10 protein-coding genes and 1 tRNA gene are annotated in these 12,813 nt (G+C 70.0%); 5 read left to right on the forward strand and 6 right to left on the reverse strand.

Annotated elements, in window-relative coordinates:
• The first annotated feature begins 60 nt into the window (after nucleotides 1-60).
• The 3 genes from ABD297_RS15590 to ABD297_RS15600 are packed head-to-tail and all read left to right on the forward strand — an operon-like array spanning nucleotide 61 to nucleotide 4,996.
• Nucleotides 61-1,617 (forward strand): alpha/beta hydrolase, encoded by a 1,557-nt coding sequence (locus tag ABD297_RS15590; RefSeq protein ID WP_344255954.1) that lies wholly within the window; start codon nucleotides 61-63, stop codon nucleotides 1,615-1,617.
• On the forward strand, nucleotides 1,611-3,341 hold the full coding sequence (locus ABD297_RS15595) for an alpha/beta hydrolase (protein ID WP_344255955.1): 1,731 nt from the start codon (nucleotides 1,611-1,613) through the stop codon (nucleotides 3,339-3,341). Before ABD297_RS15590 ends, ABD297_RS15595 begins: the two co-directional genes overlap by 7 nt.
• Nucleotides 3,272-4,996 carry an alpha/beta fold hydrolase gene (locus tag ABD297_RS15600; RefSeq protein WP_344255956.1) on the forward strand — a complete coding sequence of 575 codons (1,725 nt, stop codon included), beginning with the start codon at nucleotides 3,272-3,274 and terminating at the stop codon, nucleotides 4,994-4,996. The genes ABD297_RS15595 and ABD297_RS15600 overlap by 70 nt, the downstream gene beginning before the upstream one ends.
• Nucleotides 4,997-5,021: 25 nt before the next feature.
• Here the strand turns inward: ABD297_RS15600 and ABD297_RS15605 are convergent, their stop codons facing one another.
• Nucleotides 5,022-5,948, reverse strand: coding sequence for an NADP-dependent oxidoreductase (locus tag ABD297_RS15605; protein ID WP_344255966.1), 927 nt, complete (start codon nucleotides 5,946-5,948; stop codon nucleotides 5,022-5,024).
• A 291-nt stretch (nucleotides 5,949-6,239) separates the two neighbouring features.
• On the opposite strand from ABD297_RS15605, the gene ABD297_RS15610 reads away from it, so the two are divergent.
• Nucleotides 6,240-6,316, forward strand: a tRNA-Thr gene (locus ABD297_RS15610).
• A 14-nt stretch (nucleotides 6,317-6,330) separates the two neighbouring features.
• Here ABD297_RS15610 and ABD297_RS15615 read toward each other — a convergent pair.
• The 5 genes from ABD297_RS15615 to ABD297_RS15635 form a co-directional block, all read right to left on the reverse strand.
• A complete protein-coding gene (locus ABD297_RS15615) occupies nucleotides 6,331-7,470 on the reverse strand; it encodes a tyrosine-type recombinase/integrase (protein WP_344255957.1) in 1,140 nt (379 codons plus the stop codon).
• Nucleotides 7,467-7,649 carry a helix-turn-helix domain-containing protein gene (locus ABD297_RS15620; RefSeq protein WP_034770063.1) on the reverse strand — a complete coding sequence of 61 codons (183 nt, stop codon included), beginning with the start codon at nucleotides 7,647-7,649 and terminating at the stop codon, nucleotides 7,467-7,469. Before ABD297_RS15620 ends, ABD297_RS15615 begins: the two co-directional genes overlap by 4 nt.
• Nucleotides 7,640-9,229 (reverse strand): replication initiator, encoded by a 1,590-nt coding sequence (locus tag ABD297_RS15625; RefSeq protein ID WP_344255958.1) that lies wholly within the window; start codon nucleotides 9,227-9,229, stop codon nucleotides 7,640-7,642. Before ABD297_RS15625 ends, ABD297_RS15620 begins: the two co-directional genes overlap by 10 nt.
• Before the next feature lie 473 nt (nucleotides 9,230-9,702).
• Nucleotides 9,703-10,731: a hypothetical protein gene (locus ABD297_RS15630; protein ID WP_344255959.1), complete on the reverse strand. Its 1,029-nt coding sequence runs from the start codon at nucleotides 10,729-10,731 to the stop codon at nucleotides 9,703-9,705.
• Nucleotides 10,692-11,249 carry an RNA polymerase sigma factor gene (locus ABD297_RS15635; protein WP_344255960.1) on the reverse strand — a complete coding sequence of 186 codons (558 nt, stop codon included), beginning with the start codon at nucleotides 11,247-11,249 and terminating at the stop codon, nucleotides 10,692-10,694. Before ABD297_RS15635 ends, ABD297_RS15630 begins: the two co-directional genes overlap by 40 nt.
• A 395-nt stretch (nucleotides 11,250-11,644) precedes the next feature.
• Here ABD297_RS15635 and ABD297_RS15640 point away from each other — a divergent pair, with 395 nt between their 5' ends.
• Nucleotides 11,645-12,061: a hypothetical protein gene (locus tag ABD297_RS15640; protein WP_344255961.1), complete on the forward strand. Its 417-nt coding sequence runs from the start codon at nucleotides 11,645-11,647 to the stop codon at nucleotides 12,059-12,061.
• Nucleotides 12,062-12,813: the final 752 nt, after the last annotated feature.

The raw sequence follows: 12,813 nt of genomic DNA on the forward strand, positions 1-12,813 counted from the left end.
TGCGGTCACGACTCTGCGTCGACGAGGCCGCGCTCAGGTCGACCCGTTACGGTTTCGGGCATGACGACGCGCCCTGCCGCCATCTCCCGCGCCCTGACCGCCGCTGCGGCGACCCTGGCGCTGGTGCTGTCGGCGGCGGCCTGCACGACGACGACCGAGGCTCCGGTGGCGCCCGGCGCCCGCACCGGCGTCCCCGCCGCGACGGCCGCGCCCACCCCGGCTCTCGCGAGCTACTACGCCCAGAAGCTCGACTGGAAGAAGTGCGGCAGCCTCGAGTGCGCCGACCTGCGGGTCCCGCTCGACCACGCGCACCCCGACCCCTCCAACGACCTCACCATCAAGGTCGCCCGCGTCAAGGCCCGTGACCAGGCCAAGCGCCTGGGCTCGCTCCTGGTCAACCCCGGCGGCCCCGGCGCCTCCGGCATCGAGTACGTCCGCGGCGGCGCCGAGACCATCGGCGGCCCCGAGGTGCGCCGCTACTACGACCTCGTCGGCTTCGACCCCCGCGGCGTCGCGAGCTCCGACCCGATCGACTGCCTCGACGACAAGGCCCTCGACGCCTTCCTCGCCGCCGACCCGACACCCGACACCCCGGCCGAGGAGCAGACCCTCATGACCGAGGCCAAGGCCATGGCCGACGGGTGCCAGAAGGACAACCCCGAGCTCGTCAAGCACCTCTCCACGGCCGACGCCGCCCGCGACATGGACATCCTCCGGGCCGCCGTCGGCGACACGCAGCTGAACTACCTCGGCAAGTCCTACGGCACGTTCCTCGGCTCCACCTACGCCGACCTCTTCCCCAAGCGGGTCGGCCGAGTCGTCCTCGACGGCGTCGTCCCGCCGGACCTGACGAGCGCCGAGCTGGGGGAGGGCCAGGCCCGCGGCTTCCAGATCGCGACGCAGGCCTACGTCGAGGACTGCGTCACCGAGGACTGCCCGCTCGGCTCCACCCCCCAGGCCGCCCTCAAGGGCCTCGACGACTTCTTCACCGAGGTCGACCAGAAGCCACTGCCGACCGGCGACCCCAGCGCGCCGCTGCTGACCGAGGGCTGGGCGCGGCTCGGCGTCGCGGTCGCGCTCTACGACCAGGGCTCCTGGAGCATTCTCACCGACGCCCTCAAGGAGGCCAAGGCCGGCAACGGCCAGAGCCTCATGCAGCTGGCCGACGCCTACGCCGGCCGTCGTCCCGGGGGCGGCTACGACGGCAACCTCATGGAGTCGATCTTCGCCGTCAACTGCCTCGACCGGCCCGACAGCCCCGACCTGTCCGCCTACGAGAAGTACGCCAAGGACTTCTCGGTCAAGGCCCCGACCTGGGGCGCCAACCTCGCCTGGGGTGCGCTGCCGTGCGGCGTGTGGCCGGTCAAGTCCGCCGTCGGCCCGCACAAGGTCCGGGCGCCGGGCAGCGAGCCCATCGTCGTCGTCGGCACGACGCGCGACCCCGCGACGATCTACGAGTGGTCCAAGCGCCTGCGCGACCAGCTCGACAACGCCGTCCTCGTCTCCTTCGACGGTGACGGCCACACCGCCTACGGCCGGAGCAACACCTGCGTCGACAGTGCCATCGACGCCTTCTACGTGCAGGGGCGTGTCCCCAAGGACGGACTCAAGTGCTGAACGAGGACCCTCGTCCCGACGACCTCCCCGACGCACCGACGGGGTATGCCGCCCTGCCGCCCGACTACTCGCCGCCGGTCGCCACCGGCAGGGTCCAGACCGTCCGTCCGGGCCTGCGCCCGGCCCTCGCGGTGGTCGCCGTGGTCGCCGTCGTCGCGGTCGTCGCCCTCGCCGTCTGGCGCATCAGCAGCCCGCCGCCGGCTGCGCAGACCCCGGGACCGGTCGGCTCGTCCGTGACGGCGTCGGGCCCGGCCTCCCCGACCCCGACGGCCGGGAGCCCCTCGCCCGGCAGCACGGCGGCGCAGGGCTACCCGGCTGCACTCGCGCCCTTCTACACCCAGAAGCTCAGCTGGGCGCCGTGCCCCGACAACGCGAGGCACCGGTGCACCACCATGCAGGTGCCCGTCGACTACGCCAAGCCCGCCGGTGACAGTTTCACCCTCGCCCTGCGCAAGGCGCCGGCCACCGACCCGGCCAAGCGCCTCGGCTCCCTCGTCATCAACCCCGGCGGCCCCGGCGGCTCCGGGGTCGAGTACGCCCAGTACGCGTCGTTCGTCTTCTCGCCCGCGGTGCGGGCGGCATACGACGTCGTCGGCTTCGACCCCCGCGGCATCGGTGCGTCGAGCCCCGTGCGGTGCCTGAGCAACTCCGACATGGACCTGCTCTTCAGCGCCGACCCCACGCCCGACACGGCGGCCGAGCGCTCGACGCTGCTCGCCGACGTCGACGGCGTGACGAAGCGGTGTGCGGCTCGGGGCGGCGTCCGTGCCATGCACATGAGCACCACCGAGGTGGCGCGTGACATGGACGTCATGCGGGTGCTGCTCGGTGACCGCAAGCTCAACTTCTTCGGCGGCTCCTACGGCACGTTCCTCGGGGCGATCTACGCCGACACCTTCCCCGAGAAGGTCGGCCGGATGGTGCTCGACTCGGCGTTGTCGCCCAACCAGACCGAGCTGCAGGAGATGACCTACGACATCCAGGGCTTCGAGTCCTCGATCGACGCGTTCATCGGCTGGTGCGTCGCCCGCAGCGACTGCGCCCTCGGGAGCGACAAGAGCCGCGCCCGACAGAAGATCGTCGACCTGCTCGACGCGGTGGAGAAGAAGGGCCTGAAGACGAGCAAGCCCGGCCTCACGACGATCGGCGAGGGCTGGGTCGGCTTCTCGATCTTCATGTGCCTCTACTCCGACACGTCGTGGCCGACGCTCAACCAGGGCCTCGCCCAGGCGTTCAGCGGCAAGGGCGACATCCTGCTCGCCAAGGGCATGTCCGTCGTCGAGCGCGGCATCACCGGCGACTACGCGCCGAGCACCTACCTCCAGGCGATGATCCCGGTGCGGTGCGCCGACTGGCCGCGCGCCACGACCGCCCCCTCCCTCGCGGCCGAGCAGAAGAAGGCCCAGGCGGCCCACCCGCTCTGGGCGCGGATGACCGGCGAGCTCTACGACAACTGCCGCACCTGGCCCACGCCGGGCCGCACCCCCAAGGGCACGACCCTCGCCCAGGGCGCCGGACCCATCCTCGTCATCGGCAACGAGCGGGACCCGGCGACGCCCATCGGCGGCACGAAGCAGCTCGCGAAGGACCTCGCATCGGGCGTTCTGCTCACTTCGGACCATGACGGGCACGGCACCTACTACGCTGGCAACTCGTGCGTGGACTCCGCCGTGGACGGGTACCTGCTCAGGGGGACGGCGCCGGCCGACGGCACGACCTGCTGAGCCGACTGCTCGCGCCCCTCATCTCCGTCGCGATCCTCGCGACCCTCCTCCTGCTGGCCACCGGCCCCTCGACGGTGCCGGGCAGCCCTGTGCCGCAAGGCAAGTCCGGCGGCAGCGTCCCGACGACTGCCAGACCGGCTGGTGAGCCCGCCCGCAAGGACCGGCCCGCCACGACGCCGATCGCCTTCACCGCCCCCGTCGTCGCGGACCCCGCCTACCTGCGGGCCTACTACGGCAAGCGCGTCGCATGGGCCCCGTGCCACGACGACAAGACCTTCGACTGCGGCACCGTCGAGGTGCCGGTCGACTACCAGACCCCGAACGGCGCCCGCACCTCGATCGCGCTGCGCCGGCTGCCGGCGTCCAGCCCGGGTGTCCGCATCGGGTCGCTCTTCATCAACCCCGGCGGTCCCGGAGGCTCGGGCCTCGACTTCGTCGACGAGGCGCCCTCCTTCTTCGGAGACGCCGTGCGCGAGCGCTACGACATCGTCGGCTTCGACCCACGGGGGATGGGCGAGTCCGATCCCGTGCGCTGCCTCAGCGACGCCGACCTGGACGCGATGTATGCGGCCGACCCCACCCCCGACACGGCGGCCGAACGCGCCGCTGCCCGCCGGGCACCGGCCGTTCGGAACGCCCGCTGCCTGTCACGGGGCGGGCCTCTCGCCGCGCGCATGGGCACGGAGTTCGTCGCCCGCGACCTCGACGTCCTCCGCTCCGCGGTGGGAGACGAGCGCCTCAACTACTACGGCGTCAGCTACGGCACCATGATCGGCGCGCTCTACTCGTACTTCTACCCGAGCCGGGTCGGGCTGATGGTGCTCGACTCCGCGGTGCTGCCCGACGGGCTGCCCGAGCAGGCGCCGACGCAGCAGCAGGTCGATGCTGCCGCGCGCGGCTGGGCAGACGAGTTCGACGACGTCTTCGACGACTTCGTGACCGACTGCGGGTCGAGCATCGAGTGTCCGCTCGGCACCGACCGGACCGCCGTCTCGCGTGAGCTCGTCACGCTCCTGGACGGACTGGACCGCCGGCCCCTGGAGACCGGCTACGACAGCCTGCCGCGGCTCACGGAGGGGTGGGCGCAGACGGCGATCGACGCCGGTCTGAGTCGCCCCGACACGTGGCCCGAGCTCGTGGACGCCCTCGATGCGGCGGTCAACGACGGCGACGGCGGCCCGCTGGCCTGGTTCGCCATGGAGATGACCGACCGCAACGAGGACGGCACGTATGCCGCCACGACCTTCGGACGCTCGCACCTGCTCGTCAGCTGCTCGGACTGGCCGCGGTCTCCGTGGGACTCGGCGGTCCCCAGCCACGACGTCCTCGCCAACCACCCCCTGTGGGCGCGGGTGCAGCCGACGACGCCGGACCCCTGCGACGGGTGGAAGGGCGTGCCGCGCGCGACGCTGCTCGTCGGTGCCGACGTGTCGACGCCCGTGCTCGTCATCGGCAACGAGGGGGACCGGACGACGCCCATCGAGAGCACCAAGGGGCTCGCGTCGGAGATCCTCCGGTCCCGGTTCGTCACCGTCTCGGCGGACGGGCACGGCGCCTACGGCACCGACAACGACTGTGCCGACGCCGTCGTCGACGGCTACCTGGCCCGCCTGCAGGCTCCGCAGAACGACTATGTCTGCGGGGCCAACACCTGAGGACGCGCCCGCTCCTCGCCCGAGGTCACTCGGTGGAGACGCGGAGCACGATCTTGCCCGCCGTGTGGCCCTCTTGGTTGAGGCGGAAGGCGTCGGCGAGCTGCTCGAGCGGGAAGGTCTGCACGACGGGGACGGTCAGGTCGCCGCGCTCGACGAGCGCCGCGAGGTGGGCCAGCTCGGCGCCGTCGGGGCGCACCCAGACGTAGTGGCCGCCCGCGGCGGCCACCGAGCCGTCGGCGATCGAGCCGTGCCGTCCGCCCTCGGCGAGGACGGCGGTGGTCACGTCGAGCACGTCGCCGACGAAGTCCGCCACCGCGTCCACGCCGTCGGGCGCCAGCTCCCGGATGCGCTCGACGACGCCGTCGCCGTAGGTGACAGGCTCGGCGCCGAGCTCGCGCAGCCGGTCGTGGTTGCGCTCGGAGGCGGTGCCGATGACCCGGGCGCCGAGCGTGCGGGCGATCTGCACGGCCAGCGACCCGACGCCACCGGCGGCGGCGTGGACGAGGAAGGTGTCGCCCGCGCCGACCTCGAGACGCTTGAGCATCCGCAGCGCGGTGAGGCCGGCGAGCGGCAGTCCGGCCGCCTCGTCCCAGGACATCGACGCCGGCTTGGCGGCCAGGGCCCGGACCGGCACGCTGACGAGCTCGGCGAAGGTGCCGCCGTGCACGTAGTCCTTGCGGGCGTAGGCCAGCACCTCGTCGCCGGGGGAGAACTCGGGGGTGTCGAAGCCGACGGCCTCGACGACTCCCGACACGTCCCAGCCGGGCACGACCGGGAAGCGCACGTCCATGACCGGGTCGAGGCCGCCTGACATGAGCTTCCAGTCCACGGGGTTGACCGACGCCGACCGGACGCGGACGAGGACCTCGCCGGGGCCGACCTTGGGCCGGGGCTGCTCGGTGAGCGCGAGGACCTCGGGTCCGCCGTAGGTGTCGTAGGTCATGGCACGCATGGTCTGGCCGGCCTCGTTCGTGTCGCTCATCCGGGTTCTCCTCGCTGGTGGGTGGTGGTCAGGAAATGACTGCTGCGAGGCGCGGCACGGTGGGGCGGTCGCGCGCTCGTCAGGTTCAAGGTCGGGCGCACCACGCGGCATTCCCGTCGCTCGCGGAGCCCGTCCCGCAGCCCGCCACGGGCGCGACCGCGCCCGAGGGAACGGGAGGTGGGGCGCGATTTTTCTCCGGCAGGGGTCCTGCGTATACTCAACCTCCGTGTCCGGTCGCGCTCGTCGCGAGTGGCACGGCCAGCCGCTTTAGCTCAGTCGGCCAGAGCGATTCACTCGTAATGAATAGGTCGTCGGTTCGATTCCGACAAGCGGCTCCACGCAACACCACAGGTCAGGCCCCCTTCTCGCCAGAGTCGGGGGCCTTTCCCTTGCCCGTGGCGGCATCAGATGCCCCCGTGGTGCCCCCGACCTTCTGCGCTGCCTCCCACAGGTTGCGGTCGATCAGGTGGCCGTAGAGGTCCATCGTCATGGCCGCCGAGGCGTGCCCGAGGATGCGTTGGACGACCTTCGGGTCGGCGCCCGCGCCGAGCCAGATGGACGCCGCCGTGTGCCGTAGGTCGTGAGCCCGCAGGGCCGGCCGGCCGATGGCGGCGCAGGCCTCACGCCATCCGACGGATCGCTTCCAGTTGGACTCCGAGAGCGGCCCGCCGCCAGGTGCGCTGAACACCCATGCCGAGGATGACTTGCCGGCCGACCAGAGGTCGAGGATCGGCACCACTGCTGACGGCAGTGCCACGGTGCGCGAGCGGTGACCCTTCAAGGTGTCGACGTATAGGCCGCCCTTCGAGCTGCTGGCGAGAACGGTTCGCTGCAGGCGCAGGCCCTCACCCGGCACCTTGACGCGGTCCCCGACCTGGAGGCCGGCCAGCTCGCCCCACCTCAGTCCGCACAGACCGAGGACCCGAACGACGTCGGCATACGGGCCGTTGCATGCGAGGGCTAGCGCCTCGAGCTCCTCCAATGAGAGGAACTGGCCCTCGCGACGGGCACGCCCTGCCTTGGGAGGCTTGACCAACGCGGCGACGTTCCTGGACACGCGACCGTCGGCGACGGCGAATGCCAGCATCGAGCGCAGTGTGGACAGGTAGCGGCTCGCGGTCGACCCGGACAGACCGGCGGCCACGAGCCCTCCTGCCCACGCCGAGACCTGGGCCTCGGTGATCGACGCGATCGGTACGTGCCCGAACTTGGGCGCGACGTGGTTCGTCCAAGCGGATAGATCAGCCTCCTGTGTTTTCCTCTTGAGGCCCTGTCGCGAGGCGAGCCACTCCGGGAAGAGCGACGCCAGCGGCACCCTTCCCCGTCGCGGGTCGAACCACTCGCCCGAGCGCAGCCGCCGAGCCTGCTCCTGATCCCACGCGACCGCATCAGACTTGCGGTCGAAGACACGGGTCGCCACCTCGCGCCCATGGGACTTCACACGCGCCCGGTAGCGGACGCGGTCGCCCCGAACCAACCGCTGGATGCTCACGCTGCGGGTGTCCCTTCGCGTTGTGCCTCGAGCCAGGCGTCGACGTCCTTCACGTCCCAGACGAGGCGACGGCCCACCTTGATCGCGGGCGCGAACCGGCCCTCCTGGCGCAGCCAGCGGATGGTTAGGACGGGGACGCGCAACCGTTCGGCGACCTCGTCGATGGTCATCAGTTCCATCTCTCAACTCCAATCTCCTCGCGGTGCGGTCTCTCGTGTCTGGCTCTCGCTCGTTCTTGGGCATACTCGCGGGCGCGGGCGGCGGCAGCTTTGGCGAGTTCGGCGTCGCCGTCGGTGTCCCAGCCGGATCCGGCGTAGGTCCAGTGCCCGACGACGAGGGTGGTCTCGGTGTCCTCGTCTTCGAGGAGGTCCTCGAGGTCGCGGGCCTCGAGCGTGCGCCCCTCGAGGTTGGCCGCGGCGAGGCGGCGCTGGAACCGGACGCGGGCGCGGCGCAGCCGGCCGAGGGTGACGCTGTAGCGGCGGGACTTGGAGGAGAAGTGGCCGCGGAACCCGAGCATGTGGGCCCACTTGCCGAGCAGCGCGTACGGGCGCTCGGCCATCGGAGCCTCAGCGGCGGCCGCTTCGGTCTGGTGCCGGGCGACCGTCTGGGCGATGGTCGAGCGGAGCCGGTGCAGGTGCGGGCTGGCCGCGTCGGTCGAGTCGGTCGCGGACTTCGTCGCGTACTTGGCCAGGTAGCCGGCCACCTGCTCGGCCTCGAGCTGCTTCTCGGGGTCGTCGGTGCGGTGAGCGTTACGGACCGGTCGGGCGTCGACCTGCGCGCCAAAACGGAGCCGTCGGGCCAGGTCACCGCCGAACAGGGGCGGGGCGTCGAACCACACGGACGCGGCGGCGGTCTCGATCGCGGACGAGAGCAGGGCGGCGGTGATCCCGGCCGGGGCCGGCGCATGTGAGCCGTCGTCGTCGGTGGCCTTGCCGTCGACGCGGACGAGGGCGTGGAAGTGGACGAGGCCGCGCAGCTGGTACTCGGCGACCTTGGCGAACTGCACGGTCGCGATCCTCGCGAGCCGGTGGGTGCTCATGCCGAGTATCTGGGCCAGGACCCGGCGCAGGGTGATGGTGAACCGGCGCCACAGCTCCGGGGCCCACCACTGCCACACGACGTGCGAGGCGTAGTCGTAGCAGTCGCCGCACAGCGGCTGCCCGAGCAGCGGGTCATCGTCCGTGTGGGTGGTGTGGCACGTCGTCGGCCGGCCGTGCGGGCAGCGGTCTGCTTGGCCCTTGGTCCGGTAGGGGCGGCAGCGGCGGCCGCTGCGGGTGCCGTGCACCGGGCCGAACGACGGCGCGGTCAGCGTCGCGAACACCAGCGGGTTCTCCCGCACCTGCTCGGGGACGCCCTTCCCGCCGACGACCCCAGCCCGGATCAGGTGGAACGTGTCGGAGGCGTAGACGCGGGAGCACGAGGGGCAGTCGGCGGCGCGCCTGTTGCCGCAGCGCACGTGCAGGACCCCGAGCGGGCTCTCGGCCGAGGAGAAGGTCGAGAGCACCTCACCCGTGGCCGCGTCGACCGTCTGGGAGGAGCCGTGCAGCCGGATCGGCTTGGCGCAGTGGCCGACCCGGAAGGCGGCCTCGGACCAGGCGTCGAAGTCCTGGGACAGCAACCGGGCCAGGACCTGGGCCTCGGTCGCCGAGTCGAGGTGGCTCAGGTCGAGAGGGTGACCTTCACGGCCCGGACGGTCATCGGCCCGCTGGGGGTGCAGGGGGACGGCGTCCCAGACGCGGTCACGTGTTGCCCGGCTCATCTCGGCCACCCCCTTCCCTGTTCCGGGTGGGTGTGCCGTGCAGCTAGTGCAACCCGCGCTGCACGACACACCCGGTCCAGAAGGGCGGCCACTGAAAGTTCGAGAAGGAGGTGCCGGCGCCGCGGGTTGCTCACACGCCGACCACGTCAAAGGTCACGAAGAAGATGGCGGACCAGGAGATGCGTGTCTGTGTGTGTGACGGCAATTCGTGTGTATGGCCTCTGGCCGGGGTGGGGAGCCGACCCCCAGGGCATCAAGCCCGCAGTTTTGTCAGTTCAGGTTTTTGTTTGGGTATGTCCGCACTCCCACCATCCACGCCCAAGGTGCAGATCCACGAAGAAACACGCCGCGTGTCGCGCGGTCGAAGTTTCACCCACATGCCGATGGTCGGACGTTTCAATCCTGCCGATGACAGCGCGTCCCAGCGCCTGACCGTCGAACTCCGCAGAGCGTGCTCTTGACGAAACGGCCGTTCACCGAAAGAGGGCGTAGTCGATGACCGCCGGGATCTTGACCTCGAGCTTTCCAGGGCTCGACGTCAAGATCTGCTCGTAGCTGAGCAGGAGACCGGTCACGTGGTCGAAGACCATGACGAACCGGGCCGGCAGGCCGCCCGGTTGCGAGGTCGACACGCCAATCCCGAGGCCGGCGCGCCCTTCTCGGTCCCGCAGAGTGCCCAGGTCCAGGACGTCCGTGCGGGACGCGAGCAGCCGCAGCAGCTGCGCCCGGACTGCGGGATCGGGGCGCTGTTCCTTGTAGAGGTCGGTGATGGCCACGAACAACTCACCGGTGCCCAGTTCAGCTATCGGGTGTGCCTGGCGCAGCTGATCCCACAGCGTTGAGTCCTCAGCGCTGAGGGCGCCGGCATAGATGCGAGGGGTCTGCCCAGGGCCGTACTTCTCGTCGCGGATGACCGTGCCCGGCGTTGGCAGGTCGAAGTCACTGACGTCATAGCCTGCGGGGACTTCGGGTGCGCCGATACGCACGGTGCGCTGACCGGACCCGTCCGCCACCAGGGAGAAGTCGACGTTCTGGGGGACCACTGCCGACCGGACGGGCTGGTCGTTCACCACCCGGGTGAATAGCGACCACGTGGAGTACCGGCTGCCGAGGGCACCCATGAGCGTGGACCCGGCAGCGGTCGCCGCGGCGGAGGTCAGGGTCTGGGTGGCAGGACCTCCCTCGGCAAGGCATCCGTCAAGGACTGGCGGAGTCGCGGCGAAAGCGGCCGCAGGCTTGCTTCCCGGCAGCAGCGGGGGACCGACGACCAGGATCGATGCGGCGCCGGCGGCCGCGAGGCCCCCGATGACCGCCCGTCGCGGGATCCGTCCTTGGCTGCCAGTTGTTGAGCCGCCTGTTCGCGGCGTCGCCAAGATGTCCGCGAGGTCGTCCTCGCGTCGGGCGACGTCGAGGGCCGTTGCGTCCTTCGGTGCGAGCTGCTTGAGCAGGTCAAGGTCGTTCGTCATTCTTCTAGCCCCTTCTGCCTCGTTACGCTCGCCCACTCCTTCGTCGGAGCAGGCGACTCAAGTTCGCGCTTCAGTCGTGTCCTGGCTCGGTGCAGACGGACCGCGGCGGCTCCACGGCTGCAGCCCAACGCGGCGGCCAGCTCGGCGCCCGAGAGCTCCTCCCAGGCCACCAGCAGCAGCACCTGCCGGTCCGGGAGCGACAGCCGGTCCACCGCGGCCGCGACCTGGCGCAGCTCTTCGAAGTGTTCGTATCGGTCCGTCAGGTCGCCGGCCTCAGGCCTCGGCTCCGTGTCCTCCAGTGAGGCGGTCAGCGGGTGTGCCGCGCGGTTGGTCGCCAACACCACTCGGTGGGCCACCCCGAACAGCCACCCGAGCTCCGCAGCAGGGATCTGGTCGAGACGACGCCACGCCACCAAGAACACCTCGGCAGCCACGTCGGCGGCCGCGCCACGATCGTGCAGGCGCCGGTACGCGAAGCCGTGGATCGCCGCGTAGTGCAGCCGGTACAGCCGAGAGAACCGCTGCACCTCACCCGCTTCGTCGTTCCTCCGCACAGTTGTAAGTGTCGCGAATCTCGATTCGATTACTTGCCCAAGCCGGCACTCCCTGCGCTCGTCACGGTCGGAAGCGATTCACCGGTCATCAGCGTGAGTCGTTTTCCGAATCTGCAAGGGACCCACTTCAAGTCGCCTCGGCTGGGTCTGGGGTCTACCTTTCTCCCATGGAGTTCACAGGGGACTCCTAGGAAGGATTGCCAATGATGTCAATTCTGATGAGAAGTGCCGCGCTCTTGGCGGTGATGGGACTGACAGCTGCAGGTCCGGTCGCCTCTAGCGCGGCCGTCAACCACGGAAATGGTGGAGGTCTGGTCGCTTCCAGCGCGGCCGCCGGCCGCTCAGTCGCGGGCTTCGACGGCGGAGAGGCTGTCTCTTGGTCAGAACCGAGGACCATGGCCGACGGCGAAGTCGTGGTGGAGGCGCGTGACTCCTCCGGCGCTGTAGTAGGAAAAGCAGGCTTCAAGCCTGGGGTGAAGCCCGAAGGCCGCAGCAGCAAGTCTTCAGCGCGTGTTGCTACCGCTAGTGGCTGCGACAGCGGGGGAGGCCGAGATGCCTGCATCTACGTCTACGGCGATGGGCTCTACATCGACCTATGGGAGACGCGGGCCTATGGCAATTGGGGCTGCTCGACTGCCTACTACCAGCGCAACGGCAACGTAGTTGCCTCGTACCGCATCTGCCCTGGCACAACCCAGGAGGGCATGTACTACTCGTATTGGGATGCGAATCGCAGTTATCACGACAGCGATCAGGTCTGTAACCAATGGAGCGGCTCGGTCGCAAGACCATGCCTTTGGATAGAGGCATAGAGCGTTTGGGGCGTGCGTGTCTTCCCGCACGCCCCATCGTGCGCTACCTCTGGATGTCGAACTTGGAGACCGTACGGCTGCCCGAGCAAACATGGGCGCCCAGAAGCACGCGGGTATCGTCGGGGTCGGGAACCAAACGGACCACCTCAGTGCTTCCGTCCGAGTAGACGGCTCGTACGGACTCAACGGTTCGGCGGACACGCACAATCGTCGAGACCGGCACTCCGTCTGCTTGACCTTGGAAAGTGGAGAAGTCAACGCCCTCGGTGAGAGACGGGGACCCGTAACCGCCTTTGAAGCGGGCGCCGAGCGCAGTTGTAACCGCGATCCAGATAGTGCGACCGCCCTTATCGTCTACCGACCGCCCAAGGGTCCACCGCGTTTGGTCTTCAGTGATGCCTTCGTCAAGTTGCGCGTCATTGCGAGCAGTGGACATGAATCACTCTCCCGAGTTCGGCTGTCTCTAGAGGGGCAAGGCTAGCGACTTGCGGCTCCGGCGCTCGTCGAACGTATCGCACAACCGACGAGGTTCGGAGCCCACGAGCGCGTCACAGAGCGGGTGTACCGGAGACGTTCACGGGCGCCAGTAGCTGGAATTCGAGATGATCCGAATTTGTGTCTTGACTCACCTGATGCTTGACACTCCGGCTAGGAAACTGAGGTAGCGGTCCGTGGCCGCTGGCCCTTGATGCTACGCACGGGCTTGGTGCTGGTCCGACGGAAGACACGGGTCTCACCGTCGGCCTCGACGG

This window comes from Terrabacter carboxydivorans (assembly GCF_039532035.1).
GTDB lineage: Bacteria > Actinomycetota > Actinomycetes > Actinomycetales > Dermatophilaceae > Terrabacter > Terrabacter carboxydivorans.